Here is a 17,246-nt window from a genome sequence, read left to right on the forward strand (position 1 = left end):
CATGGAACCCGTACTTGAGGTGAACGGCCTGCGCGTCGAATACCGCAGCGACGGACGCACCGTCGTGGGCGCCAACGACGTCTCCTTCTCCATCGGCGCCGGAGAGGTCTTCGGCCTCGCCGGGGAGTCCGGCTGCGGCAAATCGACCATCGCAAACGCGGTGATGCGGCTGCTGAAGCCCCCGGCGGAGATCACCGCGGGCAGCATCCGCTTCCAGGGCAGGGACGTCCTCGCCCTGGACCCACGGGAGCTGCGCGCCTTCCGGTGGCGTGAGATCGCCATGGTCTTCCAGTCGGCGATGAACTCCCTCAACCCCGTCCTGACCATCGGCGAGCAGATCGTCGACATCTTCACCACCCACGAGAAGCTGAAGAAGCGGCTCGCGCGGGAGCGGGCCGGCGAGCTGCTTCAGCTGGTCGGCATCGACCCGGGAAGGCTGAAGGCGTACCCGCACCAGCTCTCCGGCGGCATGCGCCAGCGCGTGGTCATCGCCATGGCCGTCGCACTCCACCCCCGGCTGCTGATCATGGACGAGCCGACCACCGCGCTCGACGTGGTCGTGCAGCAGGAGATCATGGCGCAGATCCGCGACCTCCAGCGGGAGCTGGGCTTCTCCATTCTCTTCATCACCCACGACATGTCCCTGATGATCGAGCTGTCGGACCGCATGGGCGTGATGTACGGCGGACGGATCGTCGAACTCGCCGACGCCAAGGACCTGTTCGCAGGGCCGCTCCACCCCTACACCGAGGCGCTGATGAACGCCTTCCCGCCGCTGACAGGCCCGCGCCAAGAGCTCACCGGCCTCTTCGACGCCCCGCGCACCGCCGCCAGCTGCGGCTTCCACGTCCGCTGTCCCGAGGACCGCTCGGACTGCTCCATGAACATCCCCGACCTGCACGAGATCGCCCCCGGCCGGTGGGTGGCCCAGAGTGCCCAGGGAGCCCCCCGATGACCCAGCCCCTGCTGTCCGTACGCGGTCTGACCAAGGACTTCCAGGTCGGCACCGTCTTCTCCCGGCGCCGCGTCCGTGCCGTCAACGACGTGTCCTTCGACCTGCCGGCCGGCCGGATCACCGCCCTGGTCGGCGAGTCCGGCAGCGGCAAGTCCACCATCGCCCGCTGCCTCGCCCGCCTCGAACAGCCCTCCGCCGGAAAGGTACTGCTCGACGGCCAGGACATCCTGCGCACCGAGCCGCGCCGGGCATCACGGGCGTACCGCCGCAAGGTCCAGATGGTCTTCCAGGACCCCTTCGGCTCACTCAACCCCGTCCACCGCATCGAGCACTTCCTCACCCGCGCCCTCGTCCTGCACGGCCACTCCGCCACACCAGAGGCGCTGCGCGAGCTGATAAAAACGGTCGGCCTGACCGAGGACATGCTCCAGTCCTACCCGCACGAACTCTCCGGCGGCCAGCGTCAGCGCGTCTCCATCGCTCGCGCGTTGGCGGTGGACCCGCGCCTCATCCTGGCCGACGAACCGACGTCGATGCTGGACGTCTCCGTGCGCGTCGGCGTGCTCAACCTGATGCGGCGCCTGCGCGACGAGCGAAACATCGCCATGCTCTACATCACCCACGACCTGGGCTCCGCCCGCTACCTCGCGGACACCACCATGGTCATGTTCGCCGGCGAACTCGTCGAGGGCGGCGACGCGTTGGCGGTGATGGACGCCCCCGCCCACCCCTACACCCGCCTGCTGCTGTCCGCCGTACCCGACCCCGAACGGGCCAGCAGCTACGACCCCGTCGAGCGCGCCAAGCACCGCGAGGCGATCCTCAACCCCACGTCCTGCCCCTACGGCGACGACGGCACGTGCAGCCGCACCGAGCCCGTCCGCCACATCGTCGGCGAGAACGACGGACAGCCCCACTGGGTGCGCTGCCACCTGCGCGCACCCGCCTCCGACATCGCCCGCCGCGTCCTGAAGGCCACCGACCGGCCGGACGGCGAGGCCACCGACGACACCGAGAAAGCGGAGACCACCGCCGCATGACCCACGACCTCACCCTCCCCTCCGGCACTCCCGTCGCCGAGGGGCTGGCCGAACGCGCCCTGCGCGACCCCCACCGCCCCCGCTTCCACTTCACCTCGCCCGGCGGCTGGCTCAACGACCCCAACGGGCTGAGCCACTGGAACGGCGTCTACCACCTCTTCTACCAGTACAACCCGCTCGCCGCCGCCCACCACCGCATCCACTGGGGCCACGCCACCAGTACCGACCTCGTGCACTGGTCCGATGAGCCAGTCGCCCTGGTGCCAGGCTCGGACGGCCCGGACCGCGACGGCTGTTGGTCCGGTGTCCTGGTGGACGACGGGGGAGTGCCGACGCTCGTCTACTCGGGCAGGCACGGAGACCACGAACTCCCCTGCGTGGCCAGGGGATCGGCCGACCTGCGGTACTGGACCAAAGACCAGGCCAACCCGGTCATCACCGCCCCGCCCGAGGGCGTCGACATCACGGCCTTCCGCGACCACTGCGTCTGGCGGGAGGGCCAGGTGTGGCGCCAGCTGGTGGGCTCGGGCATCCGGGGTGTCGGCGGAACGGCCTTCCTGTACGAATCCGACGACCTGCGCAGTTGGCGCTACGTCGGCCCCCTGCTGACCGGCGACGCCTCGCAGAACCAGGGCGAGCTCGACTGGACCGGCACGATGTGGGAGTGCGTCGATCTCTTCCGGCTCGGCGAGGCCGAGGAGGCCGGCAGCACCGACGTGCTGGTCTTCTCCGCCTGGGACGAGGGCACCACCCACCACCCCCTGTACTGGACCGGCCGCTACCAGGGCGACACCTTCAACCCGACCGCCCTCCACCGCCTCGACTACGGCGGACGCTACTTCTACGCCCCCCAGTCCACTCGCGACGAGCACGGCCGCCGCATCATGTTCGGCTGGCTCCAGGAGGGACGAACGGACGAGGCGAACGCGCAGGCCGGCTGGTGCGGCGTGATGTCCCTGCCGAGGGTCGTCACGCTCGCCACGGACGGCGGCCTGCATCAGGCCCCGGCGCCGGAGCTGACCGAGCTGCGGCGGGAGCGCGTAGAGGTGACTCCGGGCCGGCAGGCCGACCGGTACACCCGGCTGCCCGCCGTGCGCGGGGACCAGCTGGACATCGAGACGACCCTGCGTCTCGCTCCCGGAGCGACCGCCCGGCTCGTGGTCCGCGAGACACCGGACGGCGCGGAACGCACGGTCGTGGAGGTGAGCAGGGCGCAGGACGGAACGGGCGGCACCCTCCGCCTGCGCCGCGAGACCAGCAGCCTCGACCCGACGGTCGACACCGAACCCCGCTACGGCGAACTGCCGTTGGGCACCAACGGGCGGGTCGACCTGCGCGTCCTCGTCGACCACTCCGCACTGGAGGTCTTCGCCAACGGGCGTGCCCTCACCGCCCGCATCTACCCCACCCGCCCGGACGAGGCCGTCGGCGTCGGTATCGGCGCCGACGGCGACGTGGCCCTGGAGCGGTTCGACGCCTGGCAGATGGCGTCGGCCTTCACCGACAGACCCCGGCCGCTCTGGCCGTGACGGTCTTACACACGGCCACGGCCCGCGGGGTGGACGTCCCCCCGGGCCGTGGAACACCCTCCCCTGCTCTCCTCAGGAGCTGCCACGAGCGTGTCCCGCCGTACCCTCCTGCTCGCCGGAGGAACCGCCGCCACCCTGCTGCCTCTCGGAGGCATCCTCCCCGCAGCACAGGCCGCCACCCCGAGCGCCGCCGGAGCGACCCCCGCCGCCACCCCGATTCCCGACCCCATCCCCGTCACCGGCACCTGGACCCGCACCTCCGACGGCGGCCAGAAGGCAACCGCCGGCCGTCGCGGGCCCGCCCTCGCCCTGGTCCGAGCAGCAACTCGCGGCCAAGGGCACGTACGCGGCCCGCGTCACGCCCCAATCCTCTTCCGCCGTAGGCGCGTTGGCGTTCTGGGCAGCCCTGGAAGGCTCGACCGGATACGCGGTCGCCCTCGACCCCGGCCGCGCCCGCATACGGCTCTACGACCTGACCGGCGGCGACACACTCGCCACCGCTCCACTTCCGGGCGCGCGGACCGCAAGACCCTATGACCTCGAAGTGGCAGCCGACGGACCCGAGCTGACGGTGCATGTCGACGGCAAGCGGCTCCTCCACACCGAGGACCACCGCCACGACACCGGCTCGATGGGCCTGCTCGCCCAGGGCGGCACCGTCACCTTCGGCCCACCCTCCGTCTCCGCCGTCACCACCAACCTCACCGGCTGGACCACAAGCGGCGGCACCTGGACGGCGACCCCGCTGGGCTGGCGCGCGGACCCGTCCCAGGGAACCACCACCCGCGCCGTCACCACGACCCAGGCATACGACACCGCGCTGCAGGCCGACCTGCTCCTGCACGACACCTCCGCGGTCGCCGAACTGCTGGTGCGTACCGACGAGGCGGCCACCCGCGGCTACGGCGTCCAAGTAGACCCGGGTCACAGCAGGCTGAGGCTCTACCGCATCGACAGGAACGTCACCCTCGGCACGTACGCGACCGCCATCGAGGCCGACGCGGTCTACCGCCTGCGCGTCGAAGCCGGGGGCACCGAACTGCGCGTGCACTGGCAGACCAACTTCCTCTCTCCCGACGGCTACAGCCCCGTCATCACCGCCCAGGACTCGACCCACACGACGGGCCGACTCGCCGTCAGGGCATCGGCCGGCGCGGTGTCCTTCGACAACGTCGCCGCCGCGGAACTCGTCGCGCAGGACGGTGACCTGCGAGCGGCTCACCTCATCGGGCAGCGTGGCGTGCACCCAGCGGCGGAACGAGGGGATCGACACCTTCAGTTTGTGCTCGTCCCGCAGCCGCTAGTGAATCGTGGAGACCGTCACCGTCCCGAGCAAGTCCTTGATGATGTCGCGGTGTTGGTCGATGTCGGACCAGGTGACTTGCCGCAGTCTCCTGTCGACGAGGCCGGGGAACCATCCCTCGATCAGCCCGGCCCAGTCGGCCTCGGTCATCGGCGGTCCGCCCGGGGTGATCCCGGACGCCTCCGCCGGGGCCAGGTACTTCCTGACCGTCTTGCGGTCCACTCCCAGCGACGCGGCCAGCGCGCTCTTCGAGCGGCCCGCGTACCAGTGGACGTAGATCTCGGTGATGTCGACCACGACGAACGTTCTCCTTGCCATCCGGGCTGCCCATCGGCCTGCCGAACCACGGGCCGAGGAACACAGGCAGCTCCGCGATGACCAGGTCCCTCGGTCCCGGCCTCCGCGCTACCCATGGCCAATAAGGAGGAAGCATCACAGAGAATCACATGGCGCTCAAACCAACCAAGATGGGGAAAGTCGGAAACGCGACCAGCTATCTCACTCGTAGTAGTCGGCCCACTGGACGGCGGCCAGGACGACGGCGAGGACGGTGTAGGTGCCGCGCCAGCTGAGGTGTTCGGCGAGGGCGGCGGTGGTGGGCGCGAAGACCGTGGAGGCCAGCCCGCCGGCCAGGGTGAGGATGGTGAGTGCCTTGATGCGGTCCGGTCCCCACCAGCGGGTCAGGGCGGCGAAGGCAGGCTGGTAGAACGAGGCGGCCATGGCTACTCCGGAAAGCAGCCATGCGGCGGTGAAGGCCAGGAGGTTCGGTGCGGCGGCGACGGCGAACACGCTCGCGGCGGCGAGGACGGATCCAGCGGTCATCACCACGTGGGGGCCCCGCCGGTCCAGGATGCGGCCGACCGGGATGCCGGCGAGAGCCGAGACCAGCAGTGCGGCGGGAACGCGGCACTGCAGGCTGCGGCGGACCAGCCGGTGTCGGCGGTGATGCGTGGGAGGAGCACGGGGATGGCGTAGTAGACGATGCCCCAGCCGGTGATCTGGGTGGCGCACAGGGCGGGAAGAGCAGCGCGCGGTCGCGACCAGTTCCCGGTGCTGGGCGCGACCGCGCTGTCGTGAAGGTTCGTCACCGCAGGGTCAGCAGCAGCCGTTGGTGGTGGCGGGGGCGCCGATGCCGATCTGCAGGGTGGCCGGGGCTGTGCAGCAGCCGCCACCGGTGTCCTGGGTGGTGTCGGGCTGGTCGAACAGGCCGGCGCCACCGCATACGCCGGTTTCGGGCAGCGTGAGTTCCACACGTTCGGCGGCTTCACGGTCGCCGGCGAGGGCGGCGGCGATGGAGCGGGTCTGCTCGTAGCCGGTCATGGCCAAGAAGGTGGGGGCGCGGCCGTAGGACTTCATGCCGACCAGGTAGATGTCCTGCTCGGGGTGGGAGAGTTCGTTGACGCCGTGCGGGTAGACGGTGCCGCAGGAGTGCGCATTGGGGTCGATGAGCGGGGCGAGGGCGGTCGGGGCCTGCAGGCGCTCGTCCAGACCGAGCCGGATCTCGGACAGGAACGACAGGTCTGGCAGGAACCCGGTCAGTGCGATGACCTCGTCGACGGGCTCGAGGCGGCGGCCGTCCTCGCCGACCAGGACCAGGCGGCCGTCGGTGTCGCGCTCGATGGCCTCGGTGCGGAAGCCGGTCACGGCATCCGCGTGGCCGTTGTCGACGGCGGCCTTGGCGGCCAGGCCGAGGGCCCCACGGGCGGGGAGCTGGTCGGCCGTACCGCCGCCGAAGGTGGACCCGGAGATACCGCGCCGCACAATCCACACCGCGTGCGTACCGGTGCCGTCCTCGGCCTTGGCCAGGTCGGCAAGGTAGGCCAGGGCAGTGAAGGCGGAGGCGCCGGAGCCGATCACCGCGGTGCGCTTACCCGCGTAACGGGCCCGCACGGCGGGGTCCTTGAGGTCCGGGACGCGGTAGCTGATGCGGTCAGCTGCTGCCTTCTCGCCCAGGGCGGGCAGGCCGTTGCCGCCGGCCGGGCTGGGCACGGCCCAGGTACCGGAGGCGTCGATGACGGCACGTGCGGTGACGCGCTCCTCGCGGCCGTCGGCGTGCGCGATCTGCACCACGAACGGCTGCGTCTCCCGGTCGGCGTCCACGATCCGGTCCCGTCCGGCGCGGGAGACCCCGGTCACGGTGGCGCCGCAGCGGACCTTGTCGCCGAGGACGTCTGCCAGCGGCTGCAGGTACTGCTCGGCCCAGTCGCCGCCGGTCGGGTAGGTGGCGCCGTCCGGGCGGACCCATCCGGTCGGGGCGAGCAGCTTCTCCGCGGCCGGGGCGGTGAGCTCGGACCAGGTGGAAAAGAGCCGCACGTGCGACCACTCGCGCACCGCGCTGCCGGCGACCGGCCCGGACTCCAGCACCAGGGGCTCAAGACCTCGCTCCACCAGGTTGGCGGCGGCGGCAAGGCCCGCGGGTCCGGCCCCGATCACGACGATCGGCAGCTCAGTGATGACAGGCGCGTTCACGACGACTCCTCGGTGTTTCGACATCCGTCGATGCAAGCTCGTGCCGCCAGAATCCCATCTGCTTTGACGAACGTCAACATAGACACGCGTGGAATCAGCGAGCTCCGCCCATGACTGCGAGGATTGAACACAGGCCTGGCCTGTGTAGTTCGACATGTGTCAACATAGAAGAATGTCGAATGTGGAGCTGCTGCCGGTCCTGGACTCCGACGTCGGCGTGCCGTGCTGCCCGCCGCTGACCGAACGCCCGCTGAGCGCCGAGGAGGCCGAGCGGGCGGCCAGGATGTTCAAGGCCCTCGGCGACCCGGTGCGGCTGCGCCTGTTCTCCTCGGTCGCCTCCCATGAGGGCGGCGAGGCCTGCGTGTGCGACATCTCCGACGTAGGCGTCTCCCAGCCGACCGTCTCCCACCACCTGAAGAAGCTCAAGGAAGCCGGCCTGCTGACCTCCGAGCGGCGCGGCACGTGGGTGTACTACCGCGTCGAGCCGTCCGTGTTCGCCGCCATGGGCCGGCTTCTCGCCGGCGCCGCCGCGATCTGAACTGCGAGGCTCCGCCCGGGCCGCGGTCAGCGCATCGCGTCCGCGAGCCGGGTGATGCCCTGTGCGAGCGCCTCCCGGACGGCGCGGGCGGACTCGATGTCCAGGCCTTTCAGGTCGGGCAGGTCCCAGTCGTAGCAGCGCCGGCCGGACAGCACCGGGCAGGCGTCACCACAGCCGAGTCCGGCGGGGAGGCCTGCGTCTGTGACCTCACTGCCTGCCTGGGCCTGCGTCAACCGACGATCAGCCACCACCTGAAGACGATGGTCGATGCCGGCCTCCTGAGCCGGGAGCGACGCGGAACGTGGGTCTGGTACGCGGTGGACCAGTCCGGTCTCGAAAGGGTTCGCCAGATCATCGGCTGAACACAGCCGCCTTGGGTGAGGCCCGATGGGGCCCACCCGCTGGTGAGGGAGCGGGTGAGCCCGTCTCGTGGCTACTGACCGAGAGCGGCCAGGTAGCGTTCGGCGTCCAGGGCCGCGGAGCAGCCGGTGCCGGCGGCGGTGATGGCTTGGCGGTAGGTGTGGTCGACGACGTCGCCGGCGGCGAAGACGCCGGGGACGTTGGTGCGGGTGCTGGGCGCGTCGACCTTGAGGTAGCCGTCGGCGTCCAGGTCGAGGACGCCCTTGAACAGCTCGGTGCGCGGGTCGTGACCGATGGCCACGAACAAGCCGGTCACGGGCAGTTCGCGGGTCTCGCCCGACTTGGCGCCCTTCAGCGTCAGGCCGGAGAGCTTGCCGTCGGTGCGGTGGATGGCGGCGACCTCGCTGTCCCAGGCGAAGGAGATCTTCGGGTCGGCGAAGGCCCGCTCCTGCATGGCCTTGGAGGCGCGCAGGGTGTCGCGGCGGTGGACGATGGTGACGCTCTTGGCGAAGCGGGACAAGAACGTCGCCTCTTCGATGGCGGTGTCGCCGCCGCCGATGACGGCAATGTCGTGCTCGCGGAAGAAGAACCCGTCGCAGGTGGCGCAGTACGACACGCCCCGTCCGGACAGTTCGTCCTCGCCCGGCAGGCCGAGCTTGCGGTGCTGCGAGCCAGTCGTGACGATCACGGCCTTGGCCCGGTGGACGGTGCCCTCGGAGTCCGTGACGGTCTTGATGTCCTCGCTGAAGTCGACCGCGGTCACGTCGTCCGGGACGAGTTCGGCGCCGAAACGCTCGGCCTGGGCCCGCATGTTGTCCATGAGGTCCGGGCCCATGATGCCGTCGCGGAATCCGGGGAAGTTCTCGACCTCGGTGGTCTGCATCAGCGCGCCACCAGCGGTGACCGAGCCCTCGAAGACCAGCGGCTTCAGCGAAGCGCGGGCGGTGTAGAGCGCGGCGGTGTACCCGGCGGGTCCGGAGCCGATGACGATGACCTCGCGAACCTCGCTGGTCACGCGGCGGGCTCCGGCGCGATCTCGGCGATCAGACCCTCGATCAGGACCTTGATCTCGTCACGGATGGGGCGGACGGCCTCGACGCCCTGGCCGGCCGGGTCCTCCAGGTCCCAGTCCAGGTAACGCTTGCCGGGGAAGACCGGGCAGGTGTCGCCGCAGCCCATGGTGATGCACACATCCGAGGCCTTGACGGCCTCGACCGTCAGCACCTTCGGGATCTCGGCGGAGATGTCGATGCCGACTTCCTTCATCGCCTCGACGGCGGCCGGGTTGACCTGGTCACCCGGGGCGGAGCCGGCCGAGCGGACCTCCACACGGTCCCCGGCGAGGTGGGTGAGCCACGCGGCGGCCATCTGCGAACGGCCGGCGTTGTGGACACAGACGAAGAGCACGGAGGGCTTGTCGGACATAGTGGTCTCTCTTGTCTACGACGGAACACCCGGGCTGGCATCAGCCCCGGCTGATGTGACAGTATCAGCCCATGCTGACGTCAGTCGACACTGATCTGATCCGGGTTCTGGCGGACCCGCTCAGGCTCCAGATCGTGAGCCTGCTCGCCCGCGAGACGCTGTGTACCACGCATCTCGTGGAGGAGACGGGCGCCCGTCAAACCAACCTCTCCAACCACCTGAAGGTGCTCAGAGACGCGGGTGTTGTCGAGACCGAGCCCTGCGGCCGGTTCACGTACTACCGGCTGCGGCCGGAGGTCGTCGAAGCCCTGGCCGGGTCTTTTTCCGACCTGGCCGCCACCGCGCGGGCCACCGCCGAGAACAACACCAAGCGCGCCTGTCCCTGATCACCGTTTCCCGCGCCTCGCCGACAGGAGTCCCGTTGAGCGCCACCGAGACCGCCCCCGGAATCACGGCGGAATCCGCCCCCGCCGTCGTCCCCCCACCGCGTGTCCCGTTGACCCGCCGGACCGCCGCCGAACTGGTCGGCACGGCCGCCTTGGTCGCCATCGTGATCGGCTCCGGCATCCAGGCCACCGAGCTCAGCAAGGACGTCGGAGTCCAGCTGCTGGCCAACGCCATCGCCACGGTCTTCGGCCTGGGCGTGCTCATCGCCCTGCTCGGCCCGGTCTCCGGTGCGCACTTCAACCCGGTCGTCACCCTCGCCGAGTGGTGGACCTCCCGCCGCGAGGGCGGGGACGGCGTCACGGCCCGCGAAGCCGCCGCCTACATACCGGCCCAGATCGTCGGGGCGATCGCCGGCGCGATCCTGGCCGACGCCATGTTCGGCGAGCCGCTCGTGAAGTGGTCCACGCACGACCGCTCGGCCGGGCACCTGCTGCTCGGCGAGGTCGTCGCCACCGCGGGACTGGTGCTGCTGATCTTCGGGCTGGCCCGCACACAGCGGCTGCACGTCGCGCCGGTCGCCGTCGCGTCCTACATCGGCGCCGCCTACTGGTTCACCTCTTCCACGTCTTTCGCGAACCCCGCAGTCACCATCGGCCGGGCCTTCTCCGACACCTTCGCGGGAATCGCCCCCGGCTCGCTGCCCGGCTTCATCGGCATGCAGATCATCGGCGGCATCGTCGGCCTGGCCCTGGTCGCGCTGATCTTCGCCCGATCTGAGAAGTCGGCTTCCTGATACAGGCAGTCATCAGCAGTGCTGCAAGCGCCGTGGGGCCCGAATATCCCGGGCCCCACGCGCTACGTCGTGGGAGCGCAGATCACATATGCCTGGTAGTTACCGCCACCCACGCCGGGGCTGACAAACCAGCCGTTGGCCAGATCACCAGTGTTCGAACCGCCTCCATTGGTGGTCGGGATGGACGTCGTCAGCGGGTTGTGCGCGCCCGTGCCGGACGGGACGCCGCCACCGCCCAGCGCGACCTGCCCAGACGGGCAACTGACAAAAGCGAATATGGCAGGCTGCCCGACGACCACACGGGCGTTGGCGACACCCGACGGCCCAGCCGGACCTGCCGGCCCAGCCTGACCTGCTGGCCCCTGCCCACCCGTATCGCCCTTCGGCCCCGCAGGACCAGCAGGCCCCTGCACACCGTTGTCGCCCTTCGGCCCCGCAGGCCCCTGCACACCGTTGTCGCCCTTCGGCCCGGCCGGACCCGCTGGCCCCTGCCCACCCGTATCGCCCTTCGGCCCCGCAGGACCAGCAGGCCCCTGCACACCGCTGTCGCCCTTCGGCCCCGCAGGACCGGCAGGTCCCTGCGGTCCAAGAGGACCCGGAGGCCCCGACGGACCGTCGGCTCCGGTATCACCCTGCGACCCCGCAGGACCGGCGGGCCCCTGCGGTCCGACAGGGCCGGGCGGACCCACCGGACCGGGCGGCCCAGGAGGGCCGGGACGACCCGGACGGCCCGGACGGCTCAGGCAGTAGCCGGCTGGGTACGGGAAGAAGCGGCACGGGTAGAGGGAACCGTCGTAGGCGTGAGGCTCCGCAACACGTGGCGCGGGGCCACCCTCCGCGTACGCCGCACCTGTCACGGCACTCGACGCCAAAGCCACGACGCTCGCAGTCACCGCCCAAAGACGCAGACCGCCTCGGCGACGCCAAAGGGGCACCCGAGACACGACTATTCGAGACAACGCGTCACCTCCAGGAAGGGGCTCGCACCACACGGCGGTGTCGCCACCAGGAGAGAAGAGCTGTCATGGACAGCAGCGAGCCCACATCAAGAATCGCCCCGAGTGGCTCGGTGTGCACATTCAGTAGTTAAGGCGAGTGATGTCCACAGCGGTACGCCGCAGCCACCTCGTCGTCGCTAGAACGGCCATGAACCCGGACCGGCCCGCTTTTCTGGTCCAGGCCGCGCGTGATGGGCAGTTGGTCACGCGGTCAACAGCAGCCGACTGCCTTGAAGGCGGGTTCGGCCGCCTCTCCGACCTTGGCGTGGAACACATCGCGAGGAGCAGGCGATGGGCCGCGCAAGGCCTTGCGGCTGGCGGCAATAGACCGGCGTCGACCTAGTGTGGAGGCCGTCGGCAGGAACAGCCATAGATCGATGCCCGTCTATCAGTTTGAACGTACTGGCGCCCCTCGCGGCCTTCAATGACGCTTTGGTGTCCCGTGGCCGTCAAGAAGGTGATGGCTACGCACCCAGGTCTGGGTGGCCATCTGCACGGCGTCGAACGGGCTGCCCAGCGGTGGGGTGTAGGACAGGTCCAGATCTTCCATCGCCTCGACGGCCATGCCGTGGAACAGAGCTGCGGCAAAGGTGTCGACCCGCTTGTGGACTGCGCTGTTCAGGTGGCCAGCGATTTGGGCGCCGAGCAGGCGCCCTGTGGTGGCGTCGCCGGCGATCCGCATGTGGATCACGTGCGAGCCCGGGTAGTACGCCTTGTGGTCGTCCGCGGTCGAGGCGACGGTGACGGGGCTGAAGCCTCCGGCGATGGCCTCATGGTCACGTAGCCCGGTGCGGGCGACGACCAGGTTGAAGACCTTCAGCACCTGCGTGCCGAGGGACCCGGCGAACTGCCGGTCCCGTCCAAGCGCGTTCTCACCAGCGATGCGGCCCTGCTTGTGGGCCCGTCTAGCCCCGCTCCCGGGCCGCACGGATGCTCGCCTCCAAGGCCGCCATGAGGTCGACCGCCAGCACCGGCTCTTCCGGCTCCTCCACCTCTGCGCCCGTCATCTTGGAGGCCACCAGTTGCTCCACCGCCGCCGCGTATTCGTCGTGCAGGTCCCCGATTTCGACCCCAGCGAGCTGATCCATCAGCAGCTCGGCAAGCTCCAGCTCCCGATCCGTAACCGGCGCGGTCGAGGACAGGTCGTCCGGCTCACGGATCTCCTCCGGCCACAGCAGCGTGTGCAGCACGAGCATCCCGTGTCGCGGTCGAAGCACCGCCAGGCGCTCCCGTGTCCTCAGCGTCACCTTGGCGACGGCGACCTTGCCGTGCCGCGCCAATGCCTCCACCAGCAGCGCGTACGGCCGCTGCCCCTGCTCGCCGGCAGCGCCAATCCAATAGGGCTTCGCGTACAGCATGGGGTCGACGTCGGCCTCGTCGACGAACCCGAGCACGTCGACCGTCTTCCGCGTCGGCAAGGGGAGCGCGGCCAGTTCCTCATCGAGGAGGACCACCGTGCCGCCGTCCGGCCGCTCCCAGCCCCGCGCGATCTCCGACTGCGGAACCTCGACGTCCTCGCTCTCACACACCCTCCGGAGCCGAATGCGGGACCCATCGCACACATGAACCTGGTGGAAGCCCGCCCCGTGCTCGCGCTGTAGAGCTGCACAGGCAGTGTGACCAGGCCGAAGCTGACGTACCCCGACCAGATCGCGCGCATACGGACAGCGTGCGGCCCGGGGCGGTTCGGCGCGCGGCGGGCTACTCCTCCCGGCGAAGACCGCTCACCACTCCACAGCGGGGCCGGGCTGATCCAGGTCGCCCGTCCCAGGCATGACGCGGATAGCGGCCGGGTTCCACCAGTAGGTGCGCCAGTAGATCACCGGCCAGTTGTCGCCCTCGAGGAACGTGACCTTGCACTGCACCGCGTGGCGGCCGTCCTTGTACCGGATTTTGTGCCAGACCAGGGCGTCATGCCACTGGCCGCCGACCCGCACCTGCACCCGCGGCTGCATCCACGTGTCGAAACCCTGATACCGACCCACGTCGTTCGGCTCGACGTCGGTCCTGTGGACGCGGACGGCGTCCCCGTCGTGGAAGCGCTCCTCGATGGGGCTGGTCCCCAACAGGGACCCCGGAGCTCGAAGGCCTCCAAGTCCCACCAGAACCACGCCGTCCGCCGGCCATCCGGCAGCGCAGGCCACAGCATCAGGTGGACGGCCTCGCGGTCGTCGGCGTACCGGCGGCGCTCCCCCACCCGTCCTCGGTAGGAGCGGCCTGCCACTCGCAAACCCACCCGCTGCTGCCGCTCGGCCGGATACGCCTCGACGTATGCGGGAACGTCCCCGGGTTCCCGGGAAGGCACCTCTACCGCATCACGTCGCTCGCTCACACGTTCGACCGTAAGAGGCTCGGCGACCGCAGCCAAGTCCGCCTACCGCCGGCCACCCGTACGGATTACTCCCCGGCGTAGTCCAAGCCATAGGCCGCCTTCCGCAACGCACGCGCCAGGTCGTACGCCCCGAACTCGGTTTCGAGCCCGGACTCCTCGATCCCCTCCCGTAGCTCCGTCGCGACCGCCCGCCACGCATCCAGCAGTTGGTCACTCTCGGCCCGCGTCTCCTCATCCCACTCCAGCACGGGGCGCTGCGTCCCGCGCTGATGCACGCCGATCGCCTTTCGAGCCTCGTCGAACGAACGCTGCAGGTCAGCGAGGGACTGAGGGACGGGGATCGTTTTCTTGGAATCGGCAAGGTGGACTGAGATGACGGTCATGCCGGGGACCTTAACCCCGGCCACTGACAACGCCCTGGCCGTGAGGTCTGCCCGATTCCGGTGCTCACCCGGCGGTGGTGACGTCGGGGCGCGGCCCGACGGCTCGCCTGCAGCGGGGACGGGACATCGGCCACGGGCCGGCCGTAACGGTGCCGCGGGCAACGTGCCAGGCCTGCGCCCGGGCGTTGAGCGCGGAAACGGTGGCGGTGTCGGCGGCTGTCATCACCGTGCTGCGCCCAGCCGTGGTGTCCTTGGCCCACGCGGCGAGCACGGCTTGCTGCATCGCACTCGCGGTGCCGGCGGTGATACGGCCGCGGTCCCGGTACCAGGCGAACGCCTCCCCGGCGGCGTCGCCGTCACGCAATACCAACGAGGCCTCGCCCTCACCACCGGTGCGGAAGCGGTGCAGCCGGTCCAGTTCGACCACTCCCCCGCCCGAGGTGATCAGGCGCAGCGCGCCACCGGACTCGACCGCGGCCAGCTGGCAGGTATCCCCCAGCAGCCGCACCACCGCCCCGGCCTCGGCGGCATCGGCCACCACCTGGTCCAGCAGACGGGTACCGGCCATACCGGCCTCGTCAACCAGCACCACATCACCCGGCCGCAGGCCGAAAGCCTCCCCCACCAGGGCACCTTGGGCGGCCAGCTGACGCCCACGCAGCCAGAAATGCAGAGTGTGCCCGGGCCGGCCCAGGTCGGCCCCGAGGACGGCGGCGGCGCGAGCGGGATCAGCCGGCCACCGGCCGCGTCCACCGCGCAGGCCAGCAACCGCATCGCGGTGGTCTTCCCCGACCCGGCCGGGCCGATGCCGGCCAGCAGCGGCCTGTCCGACACCGCGAACGACGCCGCCAGCTCACGCTGCCCCGCATCTAGCCCGCCGCCGTGCTGCGCGGCGACGCGGGCGAACACCTCCCGCCCGACCGGCGCCACCACGCTCGCCCCAGCGGCGGCCAGCAGCCGCTCCTCGGCCGCCAGCAGCGAGGCGGTGGTGTAGGTACGGGACCCGATCGCCAGGTAGACAGTCTCCCTGTCCTCGCGCGTCAGCTCCGGAAGCCCAGCGTGAAGGTCAGGCGCCGTGACCTCCACGCACTCCGCACCGGCCAGAACCCGGTCGGCGATCCCATCAGCGGCACCAGGCGGCGCGGTCGCCCCGGCCAGCGTGCGCATCAGATACCGGCGAGCCTCCGCCAGCACCTGCCGGCGCCGGAAGGTCGTGCGGTGCGCGACGACTTCGGCGAGCACCTCAGCCGCCGCGGCAACATCCACCTCCACCACACGCTGCCCGCCCGGCCCACACCCCGGACCAGCAGCTTCGTGACCGGCGGTGCGCCCGGAAGCCGCCTCAGGGACGGCAGCGGCCCCGGCGGCAGCTTCCTCACCGGCGCCGCGCCCTGTGGTGGCCTTACGGGCGGCGGCCTGCGCCGCCCGCAGCACACCGTCCACCGTCGCCTGGTCCGTGGCGGCAATCGCCCGCCGCCGCCAGTCGGCGAGCAGGTCGTCCAGGGAACGCGCTGTGCGCTTGGGCTGTCTGGTGGAGATCCGGGCCCGTTCCTGCAGCCCCTTGCGGGCAGCCAGACCGGGCTGCCGGCCATGACGATGCCGGTAGTCCGCCTCCAGTTCCGCAACCACCTCCCGTATCGCTGCGGCGCGTTGCGAGAACAGCTTCCGCAGCCGCACGTCGATGCCCATGACCTGCATCACCGGGCGCTGCCCGGCCGTCACTTCCGCCGGCTCGGTCCGCAACCCCAACCGCTCGCAAAGCAGTTCCAGGGCCCGCTGATGGAACAACTCCGACGCTGAAACGACCTCCCGGAACAGCAGGCGGGCATCGAGGTTCTGCCACTTCCCGTCCGGGCCCTGGACGCGGGGGCTGATCACGACATGCTCGTGCAGCATCGGGTCCCCGGCCCGGGACTCGTAATGCAGATACACCGTCGCCAAAACCCCAGGCTTCGCCCGCAGCTGTGCCGGCCCGCCGGCCCCTCTCCGCACCGCCAGCGCGTGATCCTCGATCCACGCGACCGTCTCGGTCCTGGCCTGCCGCAGCACCTCCAGCACGACCTGGCGCACCTGCTCGTCGCCCAGCGCGAACAGCAGCGACAACTCCTCGCACGAAAACGTCAGGTCGAAGCCGGTACGGGCCTGCCGCCGGCGGCCGGTGCGGGCGGCCAGGAACCGGGCGAGTTCCTTCCCGTCATCCGGCGCCCGCCCCATCTCGGCGCGGAACGCCTGAGCGACCACCCTCATCTTCAGGTTCTTGGCCTCGGCCGGAGTCAGCGGCCGGCACAGCCGCTCGCTCACGTGCTGCAGCACCTGCTCGATCTGCCGGTCCAGCGGCGACGCTTCCGCAAGGTTGGGTATCGCAGGGCCCAGCTTGGCCGCCCCCCACGCCTGCTTCTTCGTCGCGCCCGCCCGCGTCTCACGCGCCAGGATCGCCTCGGCGTCCGGGTGCATCCCCAGCCCGAACAGCGCCCGCATCTGCGGCTCGCTCACCTCACCGGCAAGCCCCAGCACCGCCGCCGCCCGCCCGAGCCACTCCCCCGTCGGCACCCCAGGAACGCTTGAGGACACCGCGACCCCGCCACCGCGCGCCCCATCGCACTTGGCGATGTTGTTTTGGTAATAGGCTTACCCAGCAGCGGAGATGCCCTGCGTCGTCATGGTCACCACGCCACGGCACCACAGCAAACACAGCACGCCGCGTCCCAGCCAGCCGGCCTCCCACACCCCGGTC

16 protein-coding genes and 2 pseudogenes are annotated in these 17,246 nt (G+C 70.6%); 8 read left to right on the forward strand and 10 right to left on the reverse strand.

All coding sequences use genetic code 11. The annotated features are described in order from the left end of the window. Position 1 precedes the first annotated feature (1 nt). The 4 genes from RV983_RS07530 (at position 2) to RV983_RS07545 (ending at position 5,205) form a co-directional block, all read left to right on the forward strand. Positions 2-955 (forward strand): ABC transporter ATP-binding protein, encoded by a 954-nt coding sequence (locus RV983_RS07530; RefSeq protein ID WP_475985009.1) that lies wholly within the window; start codon positions 2-4, stop codon positions 953-955. Beyond that, positions 952-1,995: an ATP-binding cassette domain-containing protein gene (locus RV983_RS07535; protein WP_475985010.1), complete on the forward strand. Its 1,044-nt coding sequence runs from the start codon at positions 952-954 to the stop codon at positions 1,993-1,995. Before RV983_RS07530 ends, RV983_RS07535 begins: the two co-directional genes overlap by 4 nt. Next, positions 1,992-3,524: a glycoside hydrolase family 32 protein gene (locus RV983_RS07540; RefSeq protein ID WP_475985011.1), complete on the forward strand. Its 1,533-nt coding sequence runs from the start codon at positions 1,992-1,994 to the stop codon at positions 3,522-3,524. The genes RV983_RS07535 and RV983_RS07540 overlap by 4 nt, the downstream gene beginning before the upstream one ends. A gap of 388 nt (positions 3,525-3,912) precedes the next feature. Further along, on the forward strand, positions 3,913-5,205 hold the full coding sequence (locus RV983_RS07545) for a hypothetical protein (protein ID WP_475985012.1): 1,293 nt from the start codon (positions 3,913-3,915) through the stop codon (positions 5,203-5,205). A 144-nt stretch (positions 5,206-5,349) separates the two neighbouring features. Here the strand turns inward: RV983_RS07545 and RV983_RS07550 are convergent. Continuing rightward, positions 5,350-5,915 (reverse strand): annotated as a pseudogene (locus tag RV983_RS07550) (MFS transporter); the annotation flags it as partial. Between the two features lie 7 nt (positions 5,916-5,922). Continuing rightward, complete coding sequence (locus RV983_RS07555) at positions 5,923-7,296, reverse strand: NAD(P)-binding domain-containing protein (protein WP_475985013.1); 1,374 nt, start codon at positions 7,294-7,296, stop codon at positions 5,923-5,925. Between the two features lie 172 nt (positions 7,297-7,468). Between RV983_RS07555 and RV983_RS07560 the strand changes: the two genes are divergently transcribed. Then, complete coding sequence (locus tag RV983_RS07560) at positions 7,469-7,834, forward strand: ArsR/SmtB family transcription factor (protein WP_475985014.1); 366 nt, start codon at positions 7,469-7,471, stop codon at positions 7,832-7,834. 26 nt (positions 7,835-7,860) lie between these two features. On the opposite strand, the gene RV983_RS07565 is transcribed toward RV983_RS07560, so the two are convergent. Beyond that, positions 7,861-8,085 carry a hypothetical protein gene (locus RV983_RS07565; RefSeq protein ID WP_475990579.1) on the reverse strand — a complete coding sequence of 75 codons (225 nt, stop codon included), beginning with the start codon at positions 8,083-8,085 and terminating at the stop codon, positions 7,861-7,863. Between RV983_RS07565 and RV983_RS07570 the strand changes: the two genes are divergently transcribed. Further along, positions 8,059-8,196, forward strand: a complete 138-nt coding sequence (locus RV983_RS07570; protein ID WP_475990242.1) for an ArsR family transcriptional regulator — start codon at positions 8,059-8,061, stop codon at positions 8,194-8,196. The two genes, RV983_RS07565 and RV983_RS07570, sit on opposite strands and share 27 nt — an antisense overlap. Positions 8,197-8,267: 71 nt before the next feature. On the opposite strand, the gene trxB is transcribed toward RV983_RS07570, so the two are convergent. Together trxB and RV983_RS07580 are read right to left on the reverse strand one after the other, a co-directional pair. Beyond that, the gene (gene trxB / locus RV983_RS07575; RefSeq protein WP_475985015.1) at positions 8,268-9,209 is read right to left on the reverse strand and encodes a thioredoxin-disulfide reductase; all 942 of its coding nucleotides are present in this window, start codon (positions 9,207-9,209) and stop codon (positions 8,268-8,270) included. After that, entirely contained in the window at positions 9,206-9,619 is a 414-nt protein-coding gene (locus RV983_RS07580; protein WP_475985016.1) for an arsenate reductase ArsC, read from the reverse strand. Before RV983_RS07580 ends, trxB begins: the two co-directional genes overlap by 4 nt. A 71-nt stretch (positions 9,620-9,690) precedes the next feature. On the opposite strand from RV983_RS07580, the gene RV983_RS07585 reads away from it, so the two are divergent. Then, positions 9,691-10,005: an ArsR/SmtB family transcription factor gene (locus RV983_RS07585; protein ID WP_475985017.1), complete on the forward strand. Its 315-nt coding sequence runs from the start codon at positions 9,691-9,693 to the stop codon at positions 10,003-10,005. A gap of 35 nt (positions 10,006-10,040) precedes the next feature. After that, positions 10,041-10,799: an aquaporin gene (locus RV983_RS07590; protein WP_475985018.1), complete on the forward strand. Its 759-nt coding sequence runs from the start codon at positions 10,041-10,043 to the stop codon at positions 10,797-10,799. 1,419 nt (positions 10,800-12,218) lie between these two features. On the opposite strand, the gene RV983_RS07595 is transcribed toward RV983_RS07590, so the two are convergent. The 5 genes and pseudogenes from RV983_RS07595 to mobF form a co-directional block, all read right to left on the reverse strand. After that, positions 12,219-12,620 carry a hypothetical protein gene (locus RV983_RS07595; RefSeq protein ID WP_475985019.1) on the reverse strand — a complete coding sequence of 134 codons (402 nt, stop codon included), beginning with the start codon at positions 12,618-12,620 and terminating at the stop codon, positions 12,219-12,221. A gap of 82 nt (positions 12,621-12,702) precedes the next feature. Further along, positions 12,703-13,446: a non-homologous end joining protein Ku gene (ku, locus tag RV983_RS07600; protein ID WP_475990243.1), complete on the reverse strand. Its 744-nt coding sequence runs from the start codon at positions 13,444-13,446 to the stop codon at positions 12,703-12,705. A gap of 75 nt (positions 13,447-13,521) precedes the next feature. Beyond that, on the reverse strand, positions 13,522-13,863 hold the full coding sequence (locus RV983_RS07605) for a hypothetical protein (protein WP_475985020.1): 342 nt from the start codon (positions 13,861-13,863) through the stop codon (positions 13,522-13,524). A gap of 331 nt (positions 13,864-14,194) precedes the next feature. Then, positions 14,195-14,512, reverse strand: a complete 318-nt coding sequence (locus RV983_RS07610; protein WP_475985021.1) for a hypothetical protein — start codon at positions 14,510-14,512, stop codon at positions 14,195-14,197. A 64-nt stretch (positions 14,513-14,576) separates the two neighbouring features. Beyond that, positions 14,577-17,083 (reverse strand): annotated as a pseudogene (gene mobF, locus RV983_RS07615) (MobF family relaxase). Positions 17,084-17,246: the final 163 nt, after the last annotated feature.

This window comes from Streptomyces sp. RLA123 (assembly GCF_056270165.1).

What these genes read in the sequence shown, in the direction of transcription:
- RV983_RS07540 (WP_475985011.1), top strand. Translation starts at nt 1,992, where the DNA reads ATGACCCACGACCTCACCCTCCCCTCCGGCACTCCCGTCGCCGAGGGG.
- RV983_RS07580 (WP_475985016.1), bottom strand. Translation starts at nt 9,619, where the DNA reads ATGTCCGACAAGCCCTCCGTGCTCTTCGTCTGTGTCCACAACGCCGGC.
- RV983_RS07560 (WP_475985014.1), top strand. Translation starts at nt 7,469, where the DNA reads ATGTCGAATGTGGAGCTGCTGCCGGTCCTGGACTCCGACGTCGGCGTG.
- RV983_RS07585 (WP_475985017.1), top strand. Translation starts at nt 9,691, where the DNA reads ATGCTGACGTCAGTCGACACTGATCTGATCCGGGTTCTGGCGGACCCG.
- RV983_RS07530 (WP_475985009.1), top strand. Translation starts at nt 2, where the DNA reads ATGGAACCCGTACTTGAGGTGAACGGCCTGCGCGTCGAATACCGCAGC.
- RV983_RS07535 (WP_475985010.1), top strand. Translation starts at nt 952, where the DNA reads ATGACCCAGCCCCTGCTGTCCGTACGCGGTCTGACCAAGGACTTCCAG.
- RV983_RS07610 (WP_475985021.1), bottom strand. Translation starts at nt 14,512, where the DNA reads ATGACCGTCATCTCAGTCCACCTTGCCGATTCCAAGAAAACGATCCCC.